Origin of the sequence: Paenibacillus sp. FSL P4-0127 (genome assembly GCF_038007325.1) — a bacterium.
GTDB lineage: Bacteria > Bacillota > Bacilli > Paenibacillales > Paenibacillaceae > Fontibacillus > Fontibacillus macerans.
In genome coordinates, this window is record NZ_JBBOWY010000001.1 from 3,592,048 (window position 1) to 3,612,562 (window position 20,515).

The 20,515-nt window shown below is 56.4% G+C and carries 21 protein-coding genes and 1 pseudogene; all 22 read left to right on the forward strand.

Annotation, left to right across the window (positions count from 1 at the left end; translation table 11 throughout):
- Positions 1–104: 104 nt before the first annotated feature.
- The 22 genes and pseudogenes from NYE74_RS16150 (at position 105) to trpA (ending at position 20,405) form a co-directional block, all read left to right on the forward strand.
- The gene (locus tag NYE74_RS16150; RefSeq protein ID WP_328272878.1) at positions 105–1,505 is read left to right on the forward strand and encodes a sugar porter family MFS transporter; all 1,401 of its coding nucleotides are present in this window, start codon (positions 105–107) and stop codon (positions 1,503–1,505) included.
- A gap of 307 nt (positions 1,506–1,812) precedes the next feature.
- Positions 1,813–2,085 (forward strand): HU family DNA-binding protein, encoded by a 273-nt coding sequence (locus NYE74_RS16155; protein WP_036621920.1) that lies wholly within the window; start codon positions 1,813–1,815, stop codon positions 2,083–2,085.
- A 118-nt stretch (positions 2,086–2,203) separates the two neighbouring features.
- Positions 2,204–2,458, forward strand: a complete 255-nt coding sequence (mtrB, locus tag NYE74_RS16160) for a trp RNA-binding attenuation protein MtrB (protein WP_341004926.1) — start codon at positions 2,204–2,206, stop codon at positions 2,456–2,458.
- A 108-nt stretch (positions 2,459–2,566) separates the two neighbouring features.
- Positions 2,567–3,118, forward strand: coding sequence for a hypothetical protein (locus NYE74_RS16165; protein WP_341004928.1), 552 nt, complete (start codon positions 2,567–2,569; stop codon positions 3,116–3,118).
- Between the two features lie 180 nt (positions 3,119–3,298).
- Positions 3,299–4,171: a heptaprenyl diphosphate synthase component 1 gene (locus tag NYE74_RS16170; protein ID WP_341004929.1), complete on the forward strand. Its 873-nt coding sequence runs from the start codon at positions 3,299–3,301 to the stop codon at positions 4,169–4,171.
- A gap of 9 nt (positions 4,172–4,180) precedes the next feature.
- A complete protein-coding gene (locus tag NYE74_RS16175) occupies positions 4,181–4,906 on the forward strand; it encodes a demethylmenaquinone methyltransferase (RefSeq protein ID WP_371861045.1) in 726 nt (241 codons plus the stop codon).
- The gene (locus NYE74_RS16180) at positions 4,899–5,771 is read left to right on the forward strand and encodes a UbiA-like polyprenyltransferase (protein ID WP_036621926.1); all 873 of its coding nucleotides are present in this window, start codon (positions 4,899–4,901) and stop codon (positions 5,769–5,771) included. The genes NYE74_RS16175 and NYE74_RS16180 overlap by 8 nt, the downstream gene beginning before the upstream one ends.
- Positions 5,771–6,388, forward strand: coding sequence for a UbiX family flavin prenyltransferase (locus NYE74_RS16185; RefSeq protein WP_213509543.1), 618 nt, complete (start codon positions 5,771–5,773; stop codon positions 6,386–6,388). The genes NYE74_RS16180 and NYE74_RS16185 overlap by 1 nt, the downstream gene beginning before the upstream one ends.
- Positions 6,369–7,238 (forward strand): menaquinone biosynthetic enzyme MqnA/MqnD family protein, encoded by an 870-nt coding sequence (locus NYE74_RS16190; RefSeq protein ID WP_341004930.1) that lies wholly within the window; start codon positions 6,369–6,371, stop codon positions 7,236–7,238. Before NYE74_RS16185 ends, NYE74_RS16190 begins: the two co-directional genes overlap by 20 nt.
- A complete protein-coding gene (locus tag NYE74_RS16195) occupies positions 7,235–8,209 on the forward strand; it encodes a polyprenyl synthetase family protein (protein WP_036621930.1) in 975 nt (324 codons plus the stop codon). Before NYE74_RS16190 ends, NYE74_RS16195 begins: the two co-directional genes overlap by 4 nt.
- Positions 8,210–8,342: 133 nt before the next feature.
- On the forward strand, positions 8,343–8,786 hold the full coding sequence (ndk, locus tag NYE74_RS16200; protein ID WP_036621931.1) for a nucleoside-diphosphate kinase: 444 nt from the start codon (positions 8,343–8,345) through the stop codon (positions 8,784–8,786).
- The gene (locus tag NYE74_RS16205; RefSeq protein WP_036621932.1) at positions 8,777–9,610 is read left to right on the forward strand and encodes a CheR family methyltransferase; all 834 of its coding nucleotides are present in this window, start codon (positions 8,777–8,779) and stop codon (positions 9,608–9,610) included. Before ndk ends, NYE74_RS16205 begins: the two co-directional genes overlap by 10 nt.
- Positions 9,611–10,417: 807 nt before the next feature.
- On the forward strand, positions 10,418–10,585 hold the full coding sequence (locus NYE74_RS16210; RefSeq protein ID WP_164815325.1) for a hypothetical protein: 168 nt from the start codon (positions 10,418–10,420) through the stop codon (positions 10,583–10,585).
- Between the two features lie 632 nt (positions 10,586–11,217).
- Entirely contained in the window at positions 11,218–12,387 is a 1,170-nt protein-coding gene (aroC, locus tag NYE74_RS16215; RefSeq protein ID WP_036621937.1) for a chorismate synthase, read from the forward strand.
- Entirely contained in the window at positions 12,387–13,490 is a 1,104-nt protein-coding gene (aroB, locus tag NYE74_RS16220; RefSeq protein ID WP_341004931.1) for a 3-dehydroquinate synthase, read from the forward strand. The genes aroC and aroB overlap by 1 nt, the downstream gene beginning before the upstream one ends.
- On the forward strand, positions 13,483–13,857 hold the full coding sequence (gene aroH / locus NYE74_RS16225; protein WP_036621942.1) for a chorismate mutase: 375 nt from the start codon (positions 13,483–13,485) through the stop codon (positions 13,855–13,857). Before aroB ends, aroH begins: the two co-directional genes overlap by 8 nt.
- A gap of 391 nt (positions 13,858–14,248) precedes the next feature.
- Positions 14,249–15,811 (forward strand): anthranilate synthase component I, encoded by a 1,563-nt coding sequence (gene trpE / locus NYE74_RS16230; RefSeq protein ID WP_341004932.1) that lies wholly within the window; start codon positions 14,249–14,251, stop codon positions 15,809–15,811.
- Positions 15,812–15,829: 18 nt separating this feature from the next.
- A complete protein-coding gene (trpD, locus tag NYE74_RS16235) occupies positions 15,830–16,870 on the forward strand; it encodes an anthranilate phosphoribosyltransferase (RefSeq protein WP_036621944.1) in 1,041 nt (346 codons plus the stop codon).
- Positions 16,860–17,699 (forward strand): indole-3-glycerol phosphate synthase TrpC, encoded by an 840-nt coding sequence (gene trpC / locus NYE74_RS16240; protein ID WP_341004933.1) that lies wholly within the window; start codon positions 16,860–16,862, stop codon positions 17,697–17,699. The genes trpD and trpC overlap by 11 nt, the downstream gene beginning before the upstream one ends.
- A pseudogene (locus NYE74_RS16245) lies at positions 17,692–18,354 on the forward strand (phosphoribosylanthranilate isomerase); the annotation flags it as partial. The gene trpC and the pseudogene NYE74_RS16245, both read left to right, overlap by 8 nt.
- A gap of 27 nt (positions 18,355–18,381) precedes the next feature.
- The gene (trpB, locus tag NYE74_RS16250) at positions 18,382–19,587 is read left to right on the forward strand and encodes a tryptophan synthase subunit beta (RefSeq protein ID WP_036627961.1); all 1,206 of its coding nucleotides are present in this window, start codon (positions 18,382–18,384) and stop codon (positions 19,585–19,587) included.
- Positions 19,584–20,405, forward strand: coding sequence for a tryptophan synthase subunit alpha (gene trpA / locus NYE74_RS16255; RefSeq protein WP_341004935.1), 822 nt, complete (start codon positions 19,584–19,586; stop codon positions 20,403–20,405). The genes trpB and trpA overlap by 4 nt, the downstream gene beginning before the upstream one ends.
- Positions 20,406–20,515: the final 110 nt, after the last annotated feature.

A 20,515-nucleotide genomic window follows, 5' to 3' on the forward strand; every position in this document is an offset into this window, starting at 1 on the left:
GCATGAAAAGGTCCGTTTAGTGCAGACGATAACCCCCCTTCCTTAGCTAAGCGCATGCTAAACTTTTCCTTGAAGAACGGAAAATCCGGAGGGGAGATGATAAGATGGCAGTAGCCATTAAGTCGGAAAGCGCTAAACAGAAAGCGCTTCAAGGGGAAAAACAGAGTATGCTCTTTGTTACGCTGGTATCCATCGTAGCCGCGCTCGGAGGTATCCTGTTCGGTTTCGACATCGCGGTTGTTTCGGGGGCAATCGACTTCCTGCAGCAGCGTTTTTCGCTGAACGAATTTCAGGTTGGCTGGGCGGTGTCAAGTCTGATTGTCGGGAGTGTCACGGGGGCGGCTTTATCCGGCTACATGAGTGAAAGGATCGGCAGAAAAAAGGTATTGCTGGCCGCCGGATTTTTGTTCGTCGTCGGCTCGATTTGCTCGGCGCTTCAAGACACATTCACCGGGTATGTTATCTTTCGCATGATCGGCGGCGTTGGGATCGGGATCACTTCGACCATTTGCCCGGTGTACAACGCGGAGATCGCTCCCGCCAAATACCGGGGCCGTCTGGTTGCTTTAAATCAACTTGCGATCGTTACGGGCATTTTCCTGGTTTATTTTCAAAATTCGTGGATCGTCAGCATGGGGGATGAAGCCTGGGGCGTCTCGACGGCCTGGCGCTGGATGTTCGGCGCGGGAGCCGTTCCCGGGCTGGTCTTTATGATCTTGATGTTTTTTATACCGGAAAGTCCAAGATGGCTTATTAAACAGAATCGGCCGTATGAAGCGCTGCCGATACTGCTGAAAATTCACGGTGAAGAAGCCGCTAAACAGGAAGTGCTTGAAATCAAGGAGTCGTTCCAAAACGAGAGCGATTCATTCCAACAATTGTTCGCTCCCGGCATTCGGGTTGCTCTTTTCATCGGTGTTATGCTCGCCATTATACAGCATATTACCGGCATCAACGCCATTTTGTATTACGCGCCGGTTATTTTTAAAGGAATGGGTCTCGGTACGGACGCCTCTTTGACCCAGACCATCTGGATCGGGTTGATCAATGTGTTGTTTACCATCGTCTCCGTATGGCTGATCGACAAAGCGGGGCGAAAAGTTTTGCTGATGATCGGCACCTCCTTAATGACTATTTGTTTGGCCATTATCGGAGCCGTTTTTAAAATGGATTTGACCGCCGGACCGCTGGTGCTGATCATGATTTTGATCTACGTGGCCGCCTATGCCATATCGCTCGGACCGATCGTATGGGTGATGATTTCGGAGATTTTTCCCAACCGCGTTCGCGGCAAAGCGGTCGCCATCGCTTCGATGGCATTGTGGGCCGGCGACTATCTGGTATCCCAGTTATTCCCTCCGCTGCTGAGTTCGGCCGGTCCGTCCAATACCTTCTGGACATTCGGAGTCATCTCGCTTTTCGTTGTAGTCTTTATATGGCGCAAGGTTCCCGAAACCAAAGGCAGATCGCTTGAACAGATGGAACAGATGTGGCTTGGGAAATAACCTTGCTTTCGAAAAAAACCTCTGAAGTCAGACCGCAAATCGGGATGCTTCAGAGGCTTTTTGTCGTGCAGAACTGGAGAAAATGCCGGCCGATTACGGAAAATTCGGCTTCACGCCTTGAAATCACTTGAAATTATGCATGGGCTGTATTACTATAAATTTGTTCCGAAGCCCCTGGGAACGTGCCATTTCGGTATTTTTTAGGGGATTTGTACGCATAGGATACGAAAATTACGTATATTCTGCGGTAAAACGGAAACACAAATAGCAAGAGGTATTATTTTCCTGCAGTGGGAGGTGAATCAACATGAACAAATCCGATTTGATTTCTCAAGTAGCAGAAAGCACGGAGTTGTCCAAAAAAGATGCGACGAAAGCGGTGGATGCTGTTTTCGAAGCGATTTCTACGGCGCTTCAGAACGGTGACAAAGTTCAACTGGTAGGCTTCGGCAACTTTGAAGTCCGCGAGCGTTCCGCGCGCAAAGGCCGCAACCCGCAAACCGGAGAGGAAATCGAAATCCCTGCGAGCAAAATCCCTGCGTTCAAGCCGGGCAAAGCGCTCAAAGACGGAATTAAATAAAGATTTCTACATATCTTCCGTGCACAAAAAGACCGTGGGCTTCTCGTTCACGGCTTTTTCTTTTCGCGTGAATCAAAGCATGGCACAAAGATAAGTTGAAGGGAGAGGCGCGGCAAATATGGATAACCATCAGCAAGCAGGCGGAAACGAATACGGCGCGGCCAGCGGGGATTATTGGGTGGTGAAGGCCAAGGAGCAGGGGGTTACCGTCATCGGGCTGACCCGGGGCAAAGATACCCGTTTTCATCATACCGAGAAACTGGATAAGGGCGAAGTGCTGATCGCCCAGTTCACGGACCACACCTCCGCGGTGAAGATTCGCGGCAAGGCCGTCGTCTACACGAAATACGGTACGATCGATACGGAAGAGTGAATTTTCTTTCGGCAGGCATAGCCTGCTTTTTTTCTATGTACAATGGGGTATAGGAGTACTCGGATAACCTCGCGCCGAATGGCCGAGCATATCAAAGGGGGATGCCCCATGAAGTATACACCGCTCATAAAAACGGCTCTGCTGACGCTCGGCTGCGCGGCGGCGCTGGCTTCCATCTCGTGGCTCGGCGAACGAAGCGGAACGCCGCCGCATACGGCCGCCGTGTTCGCGGGGCAGAAGCCGGCCGAATTAACAAACGACAACTTGGTGGACGGTCTCTCCTCGCTGGACCTTCCGGTGCCGATCGGCAAGGTGGATTTGACCGGAGGCATTTTGTCCGTGGACCTTAAAGTCACCGAGGAGGATTTCAGCGCCGACCGCATTTATCAAGGGATGGCGGAAATGCTCGCGTTTTCGTTCGAACGGACGAGCAACGTCGATCAGCTGCTGCTGCGGCTGTTTGCCGAGGACCGTTGGCTCGGCACGAAATATTTGCTGCTCGCCGCCGATGTCCGCCGCAGCGATTGGCGGACGGCCGATTTGGCGGAGCTGCAGCAAACGGGCGACCGCCAGCTGTCCGAGGCGCTGAGGCAGCGGCTAAGGGTGACGGAAACGCAGCTGTGGATGTCGCGTTTTCTTCGCGCACCGGCGGGCCGTTAACCGGCCGCCGCTGTCGCCGGCGGCTTGTTCCCCGGCGCGATTGCCGCCCGGCCGGTTGGCGGGATCCTGCGCGTCCAACCTCTGTGCGCAGGGAATTAACATGTGATATAATATACAAGATTACGACCTATTTTTAATTTGAAACGTGGTAAGAACAAGCGGCTCGGACGGAGGCAAAGGATGAAACCTTATCGCATAACAGAATTGGCAAAAAAATATGTCTCCTATGACATGATCTCAGCCCACACGGCGCTTCCGGATTTTCCGGTGCCCCGTGTTCGTTTGCTTTATGCCTTTTTAAACGACCGGCAGAGCCGGGCGGCGGATGCGGCCGAAACCTGCGCGCTGGCTGCTTTTCTCGTTCAGCTCGGCATGGATACGCACGATCTGATCGATGTGGAGGAACGCTCGGGGAAGGAAACCACCGCCATGCGTTCGCGCCAGCTCAAGGTGCTGGCGGGCGATTATTTCAGCGGAGTATTTTACGACCTGCTGGCCCAGGCCGGGGAAATCGGCATGGTGTCGTCCATGAGCGCGGCGATTTGCGAGGTGAACCGCCTGAAGGTCGAACTGTACAGCAAGCTTAAGAGGAGGCTGCTGTCCGCGGAAGAGTACCTGAAAGAATGCGTCCATGTCAAAATGGGGCTTTTTCTTTCTTTTTCCCATCTGCTGGACAAGCCGGCGCAAAATTTGTGGCGCCTGCTGCTGGCCGAATTAAGCCGCTGCGAAGTGATGCTGGAAGAGATGAAATCGAGCGGCGAGCTTCCTCAGAACCGCCAGGGGTACGCTTTTTTGCGCATCCTGGAGACCGGTACCGCCGAGGATCTTGAATCGATTGCCGAGCGGAAGGTCGGGGAGCGGGATTGGTCGCTCCTGCTGGTCAAGTACAACGTGAAGGAACAGCTGATGTCCATGCTCCGCCAATCGGTGGACCGGGTGCAGGCGCTGCTGCATGAATGCAAGATGGAAACGGCGCAAAGCGAGCTGAAAGCGATTCTTGAGCCTTTTATCGCCGCTTTGTCCCCGGCGCGCCGTTCCGCGCAAGAAGGGTAGGTGTTATTCATGAGACAGATGTCGCCCGACTCGAAGGGACAGTACGTACACGAAGTGTTTGAGAACATCGCGCCCAAATACGACATGATGAACGATTTGATCAGCTTCGGACGCCATAAGGCCTGGCGCAAATTTACGATGGCCAAGATGAACATGCCGCCGGGGGCTACGGCCATCGATTTGTGCTGCGGCACCTGCGACTGGACGATCAGCATGGCCGAGACGAGCGGAGGGCAGATTACCGGGCTCGATTTCAGCGAACACATGCTGGAATACGGCCGCCGCAAAATCAAGGAACGCCGTTTGGAGCAGGCGATTACCCTGGTTCAAGGCAACGCGATGGAGCTGCCGTTTGCCGATGATTCGTTCGACTACGCCACGATCGGCTTCGGCCTGCGCAACGTGCCCGACCTGCACCAGGTGCTGCGGGAGATGAAACGGGTCGTCAAGCCGGGCGGGATGGTCGTTTGCCTTGAGGCGTCCAAGCCCACCTGGCAGCCGTTTAAGAGCATTTATTATGTTTACTTCCAAAAAGTACTTCCGATGCTGGGCAAGCTGGTGGCCAATCGCTACGAACAGTACAAATGGCTGCCGGAGTCCCTGATGCAATTTCCCGGCCGCGAGGAACTCGCGCAAATTTTCCGGGAGACCGGATTAACGAAGGTCGAAGCGTATCCTTTAACCGGCGGGGTCGCCGCCTTGCATCTTGGAACAAAGGAGACGCCTCATGTTTAGAAAACTCGTAATTTTCCTGCAAATGATCAAATTCGAACATACGGTATTCGCACTGCCTTTCGCCTTCATGGGCGCGCTGCTCGGATCCCAGACTATAAACAACCACCTTCCGTCCTGGCCGCAGATCGGCTGGGTGCTGCTGGCGATGTTCGGGGCCCGGAGCGCGGCGATGGGGCTGAACCGGCTGATCGACCGGGTCAGCGACGCCAAAAACCCGCGCACGAAAAACCGGGCCATCCCGGCGGGACTTTTGAAAATCGGGGAAGTGGTCGCCTTCGTCATCGTTTCGTTCGCGCTGCTGTTCTGGGCCGCCGCGGAGCTGCATCCGCTGGCTTTGAAGCTGCTGCCGATCGCGGTCTTTATGCTCGTGTTTTATTCTTACACCAAACGGTTCACCTGGCTCTGCCATGTCGTGCTTGGCCTGACGATCGCGCTGGCGCCGCTCGGCGGCTGGGCGGCCGTGACCGGCACGGTGGACTGGACGGCCATGGTATTTTTCGTGACGATTACGTTTTGGATCGCCGGCTTTGACGTCATTTACGCCTGCCAGGACGTGGAATTCGACATCAAGGAAGGGCTGCATTCGATCCCCGTTCGCTTCGGCGTCGCCAAATCGCTGAAAATCGCCCAAGCCTTCCATATCATCACGGCGCTCGGCTTTATCGCGCTGCTGCTGATGACCGATCTCGGCTGGTGGTATATCGCGGGCATGATCATCGCTTATTTAATTTTATTCTACGAGCATCATATCGTGTCCCCGGGCGATCTCAGCCGGCTGCAAACCGCTTTTTTTACAATGAACGGCGTGCTGAGCATCGTGGTCTTTTCCTTTACTTTGATTGATTTGGTGGTGCGGCATTACTGATGGACAGACAAAAGGCTATCGTCGTCGGGATCACGGGGGCCAGCGGCTCGGTATATGGCGTCAAGCTGATCGAAACGCTGCTGGAGATGGAGTTTACGGTGCATCTGGTCGTGTCGGGCGCGGGCTGGCGCGTGCTGAAGGAGGAGCTTGGCTGGAATACTGCCAGCCGGGAGGAAACGCTGCAGGAGCAGTTCGGGCGTTTGCCCGGAAAGCTCGTGTACCACAACGTGGCCGACATCGGCGCGTCGATCGCCAGCGGCTCCTTCCTCACATGCGGCATGATCGTGATGCCGTGCTCGATGGGGACGCTCTCGTCGATCGCCAGCGGCGCATCCGATAATTTAATGGCCCGGGCCGCGGACGTTATGCTGAAGGAAGGCCGGCCGCTCGTGCTCGTTCCGCGCGAAACGCCGCTTCATGCGATCCATTTGGAAAATATGCTGAAGCTGGCCAGGTTGGGCGTACGCATCATCCCGGCGATGCCGGCGTTTTATTTCGGACCGCAAACGATCGACGATCTGGTTAAATTTTTGGTCGGCAAGGTGCTGGATAATTTGGGCATTGAGCATGCCTTGTTCAAAAGATGGGGGGATGACCATGTGCAACCGGGAGAATAACGACATCCTCATCGGAAAAATCAAATACAGCAACGTATGGCCCGTATTTCATCATTTCGACGTTTCGCGCCTGCCGCAAAGCAGCCGTCTGGTCACCGAGGTGCCTTCGGCGCTGAACCGCAAAATGCTGAGCGGCGCGCTGAATATATCCCCGGTGTCTTCTTTTGCTTACGGCTACGGTGCGGAGCGGTTTTTGCTGCTTCCCGATCTTTCCGTCAGCTCGGACGGCCCGGTTAAATCGATTTTGCTGTTTTCGCGTAAACCCCCGGAACAGATTGCGGGCGGAACGATCGCGCTGACGAATACGTCGGCGACCTCGGTCAACCTGCTGAAAATCATTATGGAGAAAGCTTACGGCGGGCGTCCGACCTATTGGGACAGCGAACCCGAGCTCGATGCCATGATGGATAGGAGCGACGCCGCCTTGCTGATCGGGGACCATGCCATCGAGGCTTCCTGGCGGGATCACGGTTATATCGTGACCGATTTAGGGGAAGTCTGGAAAAAATGGACCGGTTACGGCATGACCTTTGCGGTGTGGGCCGTGCAAAAGACGTTTGCGGAAGCACACGGCGAATATCTGGCCGCGGTATGCGAGGCGTTTGAGGCGAGCAAACGGCAAAGCCTGGGCGATTTGACGCCGCTCGTCGCACGGGCTTGCCACGAAATCGGCGGAACGCCGGAATATTGGACCCGGTATTTCGGCAGCCATATCCGCTATGATTTCGGCGAACAGCGCCGGGCCGGTCTGGCTTTATATTTTAGGTACGCCTACGAGATGGGCCTGCTTGACCATCGGGTGGAAATAGAGATGTGGAGTGACAATTCGTTGACGCGGGTGAAGAAATGAAGATTATGGACATTTTCGGCGCACTCAAAAAGGATATGGATTTTATCGAGCAGCAGCTGTACCGGAGCATCGACGGCGATGACGGCATCCTAAGCGAAACGTCCCTGCATCTGCTGAAGGCGGGGGGGAAGCGGCTGCGGCCGGTGTTCGTGCTGCTCGGCGGCAAGTTCGGCAATTACGATCTGCAGCAGCTGCAATATATCGCCGTTCCGCTGGAGCTGATCCATTCGGCATCGCTCGTGCATGACGATGTGATCGACGATGCCGAAACCCGGCGCGGCAAACCGACCGTCAAATCGAAATGGGACAACCGGATCGCGATGTATACCGGAGATTATATTTACGCCAAGGCGCTGATGCAGGTTACGCAGCTGGGCAACCCGTACATACACCGGACATTGGCCAAAGCGATGGTGCAGATGTCGATCGGGGAAATGGAGCAAATCCGCGATTTCTTCAACACCGAGCAAAGCGTCCGCGATTATTTGCTGCGCATCCGCCGCAAAACCGCGCTGCTGATCGCCATCAGCTGCCAGCTTGGCGCGATGGCGGCGGAGGCCCCGGACAAAGTGAACTTATTGCTTTATCGTTATGGTTACAATGTCGGAATGGCGTTTCAAATCCGCGATGATCTGCTGGATCTGTTCGGCACGGAGAAGGTGATCGGCAAACCGCCCGGCAGCGATATGCGGCAAGGGAACATTACGCTGCCGGTCCTTTACGCCCTGCAGGAGCCGGAGCTTCGGGAGCCGCTGCTGCGGGAAATCCGCGGGATTCAAGCGGGAGACGGCAGCGGCGACGTGTCCCGGGCGATCGAGATGATCCGGACCAGCCCGGGAATCCGCCGGGCCGAGGAGCTGGCGGACCGTTTCATCCGCAAGGCGCTGGACGCTTTAAGCGAACTTCCCGACAACAAATCCCGGGCTCATTTGCAGGAAATTGCGCACTTTGTCAACAAACGCTCCTATTAGCGGTAGTTCAAAACACGAATTATTTAGCTTTACGGGTTTCGCTTTTTTTTGGTAAAATGCAGGTGAAACCGCCTTCTTCAAGGCGATGTTTATAAAGTTTATAACGACGACGCGATTTTTCGGGAGGGAATCCATGGAACGAACGTTTTTGATGGTTAAGCCGGACGGGGTACAACGCGGTCTGGTCGGCCGGATCATTAGCCGGTTTGAGGATAAGGGGTTTCAAATGATCGCCGGCAAGCTGGTTCAAGTATCCGAAGCCCAAGCCAAAAAGCATTATGCGGAGCACGAGGGAAAGCCTTTTTTTGACGAATTGGTCGGCTTCATTACGTCCGGGCCGGTATTCGCCATGGTGTGGGAGGGCGACGATATCATTGCTTTATCCCGGATGGTCATCGGCAAGACGAAAGTGACGGAGGCGCTCCCCGGCACGATTCGCGGCGACTTTGCCGCCCATACGCCGTTTAACCTGATCCATGGTTCCGACGGACCGGCAAGCGCGGAACGCGAGATCGCCAATTTTTTCGCTCCGCATGAACTCATCAATTATTCAAGAAGTGTAAGCCGATGGATATGAACCGGATCATTCCCGACCTTGCTCGGACAGACAACGCAGAAACGGCACCGGATCCGGATTACCTCGGCTTTATTCAAAACATCAAGAAGAGCACGGGCATCGATCTGGCCCAGTACAAGGAAGCGCAAATGAAGCGGCGTTTGACGACGCTTCGCAACAAAAACGGCTTTTCCTCGTTCGCGGATTTCTATGCGGCGATGATGGGGAACAAGGCGCTCTTTTACGAATTTCTCGACAAGATGACGATCAACGTCTCGGAGTTCTGGCGCAACCCGAATCGTTGGGAAGTGCTGCGGGACAAGGTTTTGCCCGAGCTCGCAAAGGACGGGGGCAAGTTGCGGGTTTGGAGCGCCGCCTGCTCCACGGGGGAAGAACCGTATACGCTGACGATGATATTGGCGGATATGGGCCTGCTCCCCCGCACCTATCTGCTGGCTTCGGACATCGATGACGGGGCGCTGGCCAAAGCGCAGGAAGGGCTGTATTTGGAGCGTTCGCTCAAGGATGTGCCCAAGGACGTAGCGCAGCGCTATTTCGCGCCGGATGGCGCGATGTACCGGTTTGACGCCAAATTGAAGAAGGCCGTGACGTTCAAGAAGCAAAACCTGCTGCTGGACCGGTTTGAAGAAGGCTTTGACCTTATCGTCTGCCGGAACGTGATGATTTATTTCACGGAGGAAGCCAAACAGGGCCTTTATCATAAGTTTTCCGAAGCGCTCCGCCCGGGCGGCGTTTTGTTCGTCGGCAGCACGGAGCAGATTTTTTCGCCGGGCCAATACGGTTTGGAAGCGACCGAAACGTTTTTTTACCGGAAACAAGCTTAGAATCCTGAAGCCATCAAGGTTGAGTCGGGGTTTTGAGGGGCGAGGCAGATGCAGATGCTTTCGAAGTGCGTTTTTTTCAAAACGCTTTAGGTTAGATGAAGCCAGGGAGTGAGCAGCGGAGCTAAACGGTATCGTAGAAAACGGCCTCGTACACAAGCGTTGCATTTAAATTTGGCAAGATACATTTTCTGAGCACACTAATATTCTAACGGTTGCCACAAGCGCTATTTGTTCCAAAAACGTTGATTTCAAATTGTAACGGTTGCAATGGAGCTTATTACACTGAAAATCGGCAATTTTTGCTTGGAGTCAGGCAAATAACGGCGTTGGCAACCGTTAGCATTTAGAAAAGGTCTTTTTTCGATAAATAGCTGCTGTTACAACCGTTAGATTGCCGGCGGGCGACTGTATCGATTCGAAAGCCAACGCTTTTAAAGAAATGTTGAGCAATAGTTAATGCAACGCCAATGGGCCTCGCAAGCATTGGCTGGTAAATCCTACGTGAGCAACGGAGATGTTTCCGCAGGAAACATGCTTCGGAAGCATCCGCCCCGCCCCACCCGGCTGAATTCAAGATTCGATGCCGAATCTGCTGCTGCGAGATACTTCGCCATAAGTAAAACTCATCTCGATATACTTTCTAAAAGGCCAGCCAGACCGTTTTAAGAGGAAGTTTGTTCTTGCGATATAAGGATGCGAAAATTCCAAGCGGTTTCATTCTTATATCTTCAAAAGCCGACTGTATATTCCAGGCTGTATTTTCCAATACTTGTAGCCATAAGGTCATTTGGCATTGGAGGACAGGCCATGGACAAAAGAAAAGTGATCGAAGCTTACAGACGCGGGTTTTTGACGCCGCAGGAATGCGCTCAGGTGCTGGGCATCGAAGGCTCCCATCTGAAGCGGATGCTTGAGGATTTCCCGGCGGATTCGCGGCGGCCCGCCGCTTTGGACAACCGCCCGGCTTCGGGGTAAATGTCCGTGAAACACAGGAATAACGTTAAATTCGCGGTGCTTGAATGTTTAAGGCATAGCCTGCTCTCTTGAAAGGAACCCCAGGAGATGGCAGGTTATGCCTTTTTGCGCTGCGGAGTAGAAGTTCGGATAACTATTTGGGGCTAGCGGAACTTTTTGTTCTTGTTAGCCGGATTATCCCGGGTTATCCGGGTTATCGGGGTTATCCGGATTGAGCATGTTTATAACGGACTTCAAAAATAGCGGCACTTTATGTACTTATTGTACGGAGTCACGTATATTCATCCCCATTAGCGGCATTTTTTGTACTTATTTTTCTATGTATGGTGCAGTTCGCGGGCATTTCCTTGCGGTTCGGGAAAATAGCGGCATAAATTGTCCCTATTCCTCTTTCAATGGGCGATAGCGCCGGAATAACGCCCTTTTTTGCCCTTAAGTTTTCGCCGGGGCTCTCGGACGGCATTGTTTTTTTCCTGTCTCGTCCGCAAAGGAAGAGGCGGAAACAAAGAAGAAATTGCCGCAATGTTGAATCGCGCGCGTGACAGACCCGGTGATAAATATTATAATGAGCAAAGAAATTATCGGATTTTAGTTCTTTACAGTTTAACAGTTTAAAGGGGGAACGCATCATCATGAGTTTACGTTATTTGACCGCCGGGGAGACGCATGGACCCCAGTTGACTGCGATTATCGAGGGATTGCCGAGCAATCTTCAGCTGGATCCCGACGCGCTCAATTTTGAGTTGGCCCGCCGTCAGAAAGGGTACGGCCGCGGCCGGCGGATGCAGATCGAGAAGGATACGGCGCAAATCGTCGGGGGCGTACGGCACGGCTTTACGACCGGGGCGCCGGTGGCGCTGGTGGTGGAAAACAATGACTGGAAGCATTGGCAAAAAATTATGAACACCTGGCCGATCGAAGGGACGGACGAAGAGAAGCGCAGAGTGCACCGGCCCCGTCCCGGACATGCGGATTTGAACGGGGGCTTGAAATACAACCTGAAAGACCTGCGCAACGTGCTGGAACGCTCCAGCGCGCGGGAAACCGCCGTGCGGGTAGCCGTCGGCGCCGTAGCCAAGCAGCTGCTGGAGCGCTTCGGCATGCGGATCGCCGGGCATGTCATCCGCATCGGCGAGATCGAAGCGCCGCCGCATAACTTGCCGCTGGATGAGCTGGCGCGGGTCACGGAAGCGTCGTCGGTTCGGGTGGCCGATCCGGAAACGGAGAAGAAGATGGAAGCCTATATCGACAAAATCAAGGAGGAAGGCGACTCCATCGGCGGGATCGTCGAATGCATCGTGGAGGGCGTGCCGGTCGGGCTCGGCAGCCACGTGCAATACGACCGCAAGCTGGACGGCCGGATCGCCCAGGCGGTCGTGTCGATCAACGCCTTCAAGGGCGTGGAGATCGGGATCGGCTTCGAAGCCGGGACGATTCCGGGCTCGCAGGTGCACGATGAAATCCTCTACAGCGAGGAGCGCGGGTATTACCGGGCGACCAACCGCCTGGGAGGATTTGAAGGCGGCATGACCAACGGCATGCCGGTCGTGGTGCGCGGCGTGATGAAGCCGATTCCGACGCTTTACAAGCCGCTGCAAAGCGTGGACATCGACACACGCGAGCCGTTTGCGGCTCAGGTGGAACGCTCCGACGCCTGCGCCGTTCCGGCGGCCAGCGTTGTGCTGGAGCATGTCGTGGCTTGGGAAATCGCCAAGGCGTTCCTGGAGAAATTCGGCGGCGACTCCATCGAAGAAGTCGAACGGAATTATCAGGGTTACCTGAACCAATTGGAGAGTTACTGATGAGAACGCTGCAGGTCGATTTGGGAGAGCGTTCGTATCCGATCTATATCGGCGGCGGTTTGCTTGGGAAAGCGGGAGAGTTTTTCGAGAACCATCAGTTGTCCAAAAAAAGCCCGGTGCTGCTCGTAACCGATGAGCATGTGGCTCCCCTATATTTGGAAACGGTGGAATCTTCGCTGCAGGCAAGCGGGTACACGACGGTGAGCAAAGTGGTGAAAGCCGGGGAAAAATCGAAGTCGCTGGACGTTTACGAAGACGTCATGACGACGGCGATCGAAGGCGGTCTGGACCGCCGCTCGGCTGTGGTGGCTCTCGGCGGCGGCGTCGTCGGCGATTTGGCCGGCTTTGTGGCGGCCAGCTACATGCGCGGCGTGCCGTTCGTGCAGATGCCGACGACGATTCTGGCGCATGACAGCAGCGTGGGCGGCAAAGTGGCCGTCAACCACCGCCTGGCCAAAAACATGATCGGCGCCTTTCATCAGCCGGAAATGGTGCTGTACGACGTGGATAGCTTGCAAAGCTTGCCGCCCCGGGACGTGCGCGCCGGCTTGTCGGAGATGGTAAAGCACGGGCTGATCTGGGACGCCGAGTTCGCCGCCTGGTGCCGCGAACACGCGTCCGATTTGCTCGCTCTTGACCCGGAGGCGCTCGGCTTCGGGCTGACGCAGGGCTGCGCTATCAAGGCGAAGGTCGTGTCCGTGGACGAACGGGAGCAAGGCCTCAGGGCGATCCTGAATTTGGGGCATACGCTGGGACATGCGATCGAGGCGATCGGCGGGTACGGCGAATTTTTGCACGGAGAAGCGATTTCGATCGGGATGGCGGCGGCGGCGAAGCTTGCGGTGAACCGGGGCCGGGATGCCGCCCTGTATCAAGAAACCGTCGCTTTGCTGCAGCGCTTTGAGCTGCCGACGGCAATGCCGCGCCATTTGGACGAGGAGAAGCTGATCGGAGCGATGATGCACGACAAGAAGTTCAAGGAACAGCAACTGGTGTTTATTTTGCCCGTCGCTATCGGCCAGGTGGAAATCGTCAGCGATGTGGCGCTGGGCGAGGTGCGGCGGGTGATCGCGGAATTGAAAGAGGAGGAACCCCATGTATAACCGAGGAATTCGCGGGGCGACGACCGTGACCCGCAACGAAGAGCAGGAAATTTTGCAGGCGACGGCCGGATTGCTGAAAGAAATCGTGAACCGGAATGAAATCGTACCCGAGGATATCGCCAGCGTCTGGATTACGGTAACCCCCGATCTGGACGCCACCTTTCCGGCCCGGGCCATCCGCGGCCTGAGCGGCTGGGATATGGTGCCGCTGATGTGTTCGACGGAAATCCCGGTGAAAGGCGGTCTGCCGAAATGCATCCGCCTGTTGATTCACGTGAACACGACCAAAGGGCAGCGGGAAATGAAACACGTTTATTTGAACGAAGCGAAAAGCCTGCGCCCGGACTTGAGCGCGTCCAATTCTTAAGGAGCGGCCGGGCTGCCTAAAAACCGGTGTTGCCAAACGGGCTCGACATAAGGTATAGTAAGTTTAAGATTTTAGATGAGCGAGTTTTTGCATCGTATAGTTCAGTTATTGTGAGTTAGTGTTTGCCTAGAGCCAGCTAAGTTTTTGAGATGATTTAGAGCCGAGTAGAGTATAGTTGAGATGAGTCGAGTTTAGTTGAGCGATAGCCAATACGCACTATAGCAGTTCACGCAGGTTATTGGTTTGCCGTATGTCGAGCGCAGGGCAACCTTTGACATTTGCAGTGCGGGACACGTGGGCGGGATGGCTTTCCTTATAAACCGCAAATCTTTGGACCTCTACTTCGGTAGAGGTTTTTTTATTTTTATATCCCGATAAGGAAGTGAGAGACATGGCAACCCCGCAAGTAGAACAGGTCATTGCTTTGGCTAAAGATTACAATCTGATCCCGATTACCCGGACGCTGCTCGCCGATTTGGAGACGCCGATCCGCATTTTCCGCCGCGTCTCCCAGCGGGAGCGGGCATTTTTGCTGGAGAGCGTGGAGGGCGGGAGCCAGTGGGCGCGCTATTCCTTTATCGGCACCGACCCGTTTTTGACGATTGCGGCGAAAAAAGGAGAAGTGGTGCTGGAACGTGCAGGCGGCAAAGAAACGCTGCGTTCGGCGAAGCCGCTCGATGAGCTGAAAGCGATCCTGCGGAGTTACCGCAGTCCGAAGCTTCCGGAAATGCCGCCGTTTACCGGCGGAGCGATCGGGTTTTTCGGCTACGATTTGCTGCAGTATTACGAAAAGCTTCCCGCCCACCGGGTGGACGATCTGAATATGGACGATATGCAGTTTATGTTTTGCGATCAGGTGATCGTGTTCGACCACGTCAAGCAGCGGATTCTGCTGGTCGCCAACGTGCACGTTAAGGAAGGCGACCGCGACGAGGACATCCGGCGTTCTTACGAGCTGGCGGAACGGAAGCTGGACGAGGCGGCCGACCTGCTGCACCAGGAAGGACCGGGCGAAAGCTTCAACCGCCGCCCGATGCCGGTCGTGACCGATTTGGGCGATGTCCGTTCCAACCTGACCAAGGAGCAGTTTATCGCTAATGTGGAGAAAGGGAAGGAATACATCCGCGCCGGAGATATTTTTCAAGTGGTGCTGTCGCAGCGGTTCCATATCGAAACCGAGGTCGATCCGCTCCATGTGTACCGGGTGCTGCGCACGCTCAATCCTTCTCCTTACATGTACTATCTCAAGCTGGACGGCGAGATCATCGTCGGAACGTCGCCGGAGGCGCTGGTGAAGGTGGACAGCGGGCGGGTCGAGACGCGGCCGATCGCCGGCACCCGGCCGCGCGGGGCAACGGAGGCGGCCGACCTCGCCTTGGAAGCGGAGCTGCTTGCGGACGAAAAAGAGCGCGCCGAGCATCTGATGCTGGTCGACCTGGGCCGCAACGATTTGGGCCGGGTTTCGGAATTCGGCAGCGTTCAATGCGAGTCGTACATGGAAATCGAGCGATATTCGCACGTGATGCACATGGTTTCGAAGGTTTCCGGCCGGCTGCGCGGCGACAAGGACTTTTTCGACGCTTTTCTGTCCTGCCTGCCGGCGGGCACCGTATCCGGGGCGCCGAAGCTGCGGGCGATGGAGATCATCGCCGAGCTGGAGAACGAAGCCCGGGGCACCTATGCGGGGGCGATCGGGTATCTCGGATTTTCCGGCAATATGGACTCGTGCATCACGATCCGGACGATCGTGTTTAAGCACGGAAAAGCTTACGTGCAGGCCGGCGGCGGGATCGTCTGGGATTCCGTGCCGGAAAACGAATATCAAGAGTCGGTGAACAAGGCCAAAGCGCTGCTGACGGCGATCCGCACGGCGGAGCAGATGTTTCCGCCCGCAGCCAAGGACGGCGATGTGCTGAACCAAGACTATTTATACGAATATATCCCGGGAAAATAAAGAAAGGAGCGAATGGCCATGGCAGGACAGCAAGCGGTGCAGGACGGGATCAACCGCCTGATTCAAGGACAAAATTTGGGACGGGAGGAAGCGCGGGGCGTCATGCAGGCGATCATGAACGGCGAGTCGACGCCGGCGCAAATCGGCGGGCTGCTGACGGCGCTGCGCATCAAAGGCGAGACGGTCGAGGAGATCACCGGTTTTGCGGAGGCGATGCGCGGGGCGTCGAGCCGGATTGCGACGGAAACGAGCCGGCTGCTGGATACTTGCGGTACGGGCGGATCGGGCATCCACAAAATCAACATCTCGACGACGGCGGCGATCGTGGCCGCGTCGGAGTCGGTGCGGGTAGCGAAGCACGGCAACCGCTCGGCCTCGGGCCGTTCGGGCAGCGCCGACGTGCTGGAAGCGCTGGGCGTGAACATTCAGCTCGACGCCGAGCAGGCCAAGCGGTGCCTGGACGAAATCGGCCTCTGCTTTATGTTCTCGCAGCTTTATCATCCTTCGATGAAGCATGCGGCCGGCCCGCGCAAAGAGCTCGGCATCCGGACCGTGTTCAATATGCTCGGGCCGCTCACCAATCCGGCGGGCGCGGATCGCCAGGTGCTCGGCATTTACGACCGCACGAGAACGGAAACGATCGCCGAGGTGCTGCGCGAGCTCGGTTCCAAGCGGGCGCTGGTCGTCAGCAGCGAGGAAGGGCTGGACGAAATCAGCCTCTCGTCGGCAACGCGGGTATCGGAGCTGAAGGACGGCGTGGTGACGACGTACGAGCTGCAGCCGGAGGATTTGGGACTTGGCAAGTATCCGCTCGGCGCAATGATCGGCGGCGATCCGCAGACGAACGCGGCGATTGTGCAGCGGGTGCTGAGCGGAGAAAAAGGCGCTTACCGGGACATTGTGCTGGCGAACGCCGGCGCTTGCATTTACGTCGCCGGGCTGGCGGACAGCATCCGCGAAGGCGTCGCCATCGCCGCGGCGGCAATCGATTCGGGCAAGGCCTACAGCAAATTGGAGCAGTTAATTCGGACAACGGGGGAATTAAGTTATGTATCTTGAGCGGATTGTGGAGACCAAAAAAAGCGAAGTCGAGCATCTGGCCGCCGTGTTTTCGCTGGCCGACGCCGAGCGGCGCATCGCGGAGCTGGCGCCGGCGCGGGGCTTTCACCGCGCGCTCGCTTCCGGGCGTAAACGGGAAATGGGCTTGATCGCCGAGGTGAAGAAGGCATCGCCGTCCAAAGGCCTGATCCGCCCCGATTTCCATCCGGTGGAGCTGGCGAAGAGCTATGAAGCGGCGGGGACGGACTGCATTTCCGTGCTGACGGACGAGACGTATTTTCAGGGGAGCGGCGCCTATTTGTCCGCCATTCGCGAGGCGGTTAAGGTACCGCTGCTGCGCAAGGATTTCGTCATCGACGAGCGGCAAATCTACGAAGCGCGGCTGCTTGGCGCGGATGCCGTGCTGCTGATCGCGGCCATCCTCAGCGATGCGCAGATGCGCGATTATCTGAAGACGGTGGCGGCGCTTGGGCTCGATGCGCTCGTGGAAGTGCACGACCGCGAGGAGATGGAGCGGGTGCTGGCGTTAGGGACGGCGGGGCTCATCGGCATCAACAACCGGAATTTGCGGACGTTTGAGGTGTCTCTAGAGACGACGGCCGCGCTTGCCGAGCTGGTGCCGCCCGAAGTGACGCTGATCAGCGAAAGCGGCATCCGGACGCGGGAAGACATCGCGTATTTGGCGGCGAACGGAGCCAAAGGCGTGCTGATCGGCGAAACGTTTATGCGCCAGGCGGATGTCGGGCAGGCCGTTCATGAGTTGATGGGGCTTTTGCCGCAAGCGGCCGCGCCCGGGGGGACCGCGGAAAGAAGGGCTGCTCATGAGTGATGCGGCAGCGGTTAAACAGCGGGAAACGGCGGTAAAAATTTGTGGACTTCAAAGCGTTGAAGTGCTAAAATCAATGGTGAACTTGCCCGTGGATTACGTTGGATTCGTGTTTGCGCCAAGCAAGCGGCAAATCGACGGCGCCCGGGCGGCGGAGCTTCTTCCGGTGCTTCGCGAGTGGAGCGGGGGAGAACGTCCGCAAAGCGTCGGCGTTTTCGTCAACCCCTCGATCGAGGAACTGGCGGGTATTATACGGCAGGCGCCGCTGGATATTTTGCAGCTGCACGGCACGGAAAGCCCGGAGTTTTGCCGGGCGGTCAAAGCGGCGTTTCATGTGAAAATTTTCAAAGCATTTTCCGTAAAACAAGACGGATCGGTTCATGGCGAACGGTCCTTGGAAGCATATAGCGGCATATTGGATGGGATCTTGCTCGACACTTACGATCCGAAATACGGCGGGGGATCGGGTGTGACGTTCAATTGGAGCGCCGCAGCGCCGTACCGGCGTTGGGCTAAGGCACAGGGCATTCCTTTTCTCGCTGCCGGCGGGCTGCATCCCGGAAATGTGCGTGATCTGCTTGATGCACTTGGCCCCGACGGGGTCGACGTATCAAGCGGCGTGGAGACGGATGGGGTTAAAGATATCGCGAAGGTTGCCGCCTTCGTAGAGAGGGTGAAGCATAACATGAAGCAAGCGCAAGTGCCTGATGAACACGGACGCTTTGGTCCGTTTGGCGGCCGTTATGTGCCGGAAACGCTGATGAACGCGCTGATTGAACTGGAAGAGTCCTATTTAAAATATAAAGACGATGCTGATTTTCAGCAGGAGATCGCTTATTTGCTGAAGCAATATTCCGGCCGGGAGACGCCGCTGTATTTCGCGGAGCGTCTGACCGAGCATTTGGGCGGAGCGAAAATTTATTTGAAGCGCGAGGATTTAAACCACACCGGAGCCCACAAAATCAACAACGCGATCGGTCAGGGGATTTTGGCCAAGCGGATGGGCAAGAAAAAAGTGATCGCCGAAACCGGGGCCGGGCAGCATGGCGTAGCTACCGCCACCGTCGCCGCTTTGCTTGGTCTGGAGTGCAAGGTGTTTATGGGCGAAGAGGATACGAAACGCCAGCAGCTCAACGTGTTTCGGATGAAGCTGCTGGGCGCCGAGGTTATCCCCGTCATGTCGGGGACGCGGACGCTGAAGGACGCCTGCAATGAGGCGCTGCGCTATTGGGTCAGCAACGTGCACGACACGTTTTACATCCTCGGTTCGGCGACCGGGCCGCATCCGTATCCGATGATGGTGCGCAACTTCCAGCGCATTATCGGCGACGAGACGAGACGGCAAATGCTGGAGACTGAAGGACGGCTGCCGGACATGCTGGTGGCCGCGGTCGGCGGCGGAAGCAACGCGATCGGGATGTTTTACCCGTTTATCGAGGACAAGGACGTCCGGCTCGTCGGCGTCGAAGCGGCCGGGAAAGGCGTGGATACCGAATTCCACGCGGCCACGATGACCAAGGGCAAAAGAGGCGTGTTCCAGGGCTCGATGAGCTATTTGCTGCAGGACGAATACGGCCAGGTGCAGCCGGCGCATTCGATTTCGGCCGGGCTGGATTACCCGGGCATCGGGCCGGAGCATTCTTATTTGAAGGATATAGAGCGCGCCAAGTATTATCCGATCACCGATCGGGAGGCGCTGGAGGCGCTGCAGTTGCTCAGCCGGACGGAGGGCATTATCCCCGCGCTGGAATCGGCGCACGCCGTGGCCCAGGTTGTGAAGCTGGCGCCCGGGATGAGCCCGGGTGAGATCGTCGTCATTTGCCTGTCCGGCCGCGGCGACAAGGATGTTGAATCGATTATGGCATATACGGAAGGCAGGGGATCGTTATGAGTACGGCGCTGGTCAATTTGCTGGATGCGACGTTTGCGAAGCTGAAATCGTCCGGGAAAACGGCGCTCATTCCGTTCATTACCGTCGGGGATCCCGATCCGGAAACGACGTTGGACATTCTGGCCGTGCTGGAGCAGGCCGGAGCCGATATCGTCGAGCTGGGCGTGCCTTATTCCGACCCGCTTGCCGACGGTCCGGTCATCCAACGCGCCTCCGAGCGGGCGCTGGCGCACCAAATTACGGTTGAGACGTGCATTCAAACGGCGGTAAAGGCCAAGGCGCGCGGGATCAAGCTGCCGTTCGTGCTGTTTACGTATTACAATCCCGTGCTGCAGATGGAGCTCCCGCGCTTTTTTGACCTGCTGCGGGAAGCGGGGATCAGCGGGCTGATCATTCCCGACTTGCCGTACGAAGAAGCGGCGGAGGTGCTGGAGCTGGCGGATGACGCAAACGTCAGGCTGATTCCGCTCGTGGCTCCGACCTCCAGCGGCCGGATCACGCAGATTCTGGCCCGCGCCCGCGGTTTCGTGTACTGCGTGTCTTCGCTCGGGGTTACCGGGGAGAGAGCTTCTTTTCACGCCAGCGTCGACGAATTCATCGCTTCGGTCAAAGCCGAGACCGATCTGCCCGTGGCTGTGGGCTTTGGCATCTCCAACCGGGAGCAGGTCGAGCGGTTTGCGGACATTTGCGACGGAGCCGTCGTTGGCAGCGCGATCGTGCGAAAAATCGAAGAAACGCTGCCGCTGCTGGGAAGCGAGTCTTCCAAGGAACAGGGATTGTTGCAAATTCGCGACTTTGTGGCACAATTGAGGGTATAGCGGCTATTTAAGTTGAACTTTTGAATGCAGATGATAGGGCAGCCGTGAAATGTTCTTACGATCGCTGTTGTTCGCAGATTTCTTTCGATTGGCTAACTCACCGTTTTTCA

Coding starts and splice junctions, on each gene's coding strand:
- NYE74_RS16150 (WP_328272878.1), top strand. CDS start 105: ATGGCAGTAGCCATTAAGTCGGAAAGCGCTAAACAGAAAGCGCTTCAA.
- NYE74_RS16155 (WP_036621920.1), top strand. CDS start 1,813: ATGAACAAATCCGATTTGATTTCTCAAGTAGCAGAAAGCACGGAGTTG.
- mtrB (WP_341004926.1), top strand. CDS start 2,204: ATGGATAACCATCAGCAAGCAGGCGGAAACGAATACGGCGCGGCCAGC.
- NYE74_RS16165 (WP_341004928.1), top strand. CDS start 2,567: ATGAAGTATACACCGCTCATAAAAACGGCTCTGCTGACGCTCGGCTGC.
- NYE74_RS16170 (WP_341004929.1), top strand. CDS start 3,299: ATGAAACCTTATCGCATAACAGAATTGGCAAAAAAATATGTCTCCTAT.
- NYE74_RS16175 (WP_371861045.1), top strand. CDS start 4,181: ATGAGACAGATGTCGCCCGACTCGAAGGGACAGTACGTACACGAAGTG.
- NYE74_RS16180 (WP_036621926.1), top strand. CDS start 4,899: ATGTTTAGAAAACTCGTAATTTTCCTGCAAATGATCAAATTCGAACAT.
- NYE74_RS16185 (WP_213509543.1), top strand. CDS start 5,771: ATGGACAGACAAAAGGCTATCGTCGTCGGGATCACGGGGGCCAGCGGC.
- NYE74_RS16190 (WP_341004930.1), top strand. CDS start 6,369: ATGTGCAACCGGGAGAATAACGACATCCTCATCGGAAAAATCAAATAC.
- NYE74_RS16195 (WP_036621930.1), top strand. CDS start 7,235: ATGAAGATTATGGACATTTTCGGCGCACTCAAAAAGGATATGGATTTT.
- ndk (WP_036621931.1), top strand. CDS start 8,343: ATGGAACGAACGTTTTTGATGGTTAAGCCGGACGGGGTACAACGCGGT.
- NYE74_RS16205 (WP_036621932.1), top strand. CDS start 8,777: ATGGATATGAACCGGATCATTCCCGACCTTGCTCGGACAGACAACGCA.
- NYE74_RS16210 (WP_164815325.1), top strand. CDS start 10,418: ATGGACAAAAGAAAAGTGATCGAAGCTTACAGACGCGGGTTTTTGACG.
- aroC (WP_036621937.1), top strand. CDS start 11,218: ATGAGTTTACGTTATTTGACCGCCGGGGAGACGCATGGACCCCAGTTG.
- aroB (WP_341004931.1), top strand. CDS start 12,387: ATGAGAACGCTGCAGGTCGATTTGGGAGAGCGTTCGTATCCGATCTAT.
- aroH (WP_036621942.1), top strand. CDS start 13,483: ATGTATAACCGAGGAATTCGCGGGGCGACGACCGTGACCCGCAACGAA.
- trpE (WP_341004932.1), top strand. CDS start 14,249: ATGGCAACCCCGCAAGTAGAACAGGTCATTGCTTTGGCTAAAGATTAC.
- trpD (WP_036621944.1), top strand. CDS start 15,830: ATGGCAGGACAGCAAGCGGTGCAGGACGGGATCAACCGCCTGATTCAA.
- trpC (WP_341004933.1), top strand. CDS start 16,860: ATGTATCTTGAGCGGATTGTGGAGACCAAAAAAAGCGAAGTCGAGCAT.
- trpB (WP_036627961.1), top strand. CDS start 18,382: ATGAAGCAAGCGCAAGTGCCTGATGAACACGGACGCTTTGGTCCGTTT.
- trpA (WP_341004935.1), top strand. CDS start 19,584: ATGAGTACGGCGCTGGTCAATTTGCTGGATGCGACGTTTGCGAAGCTG.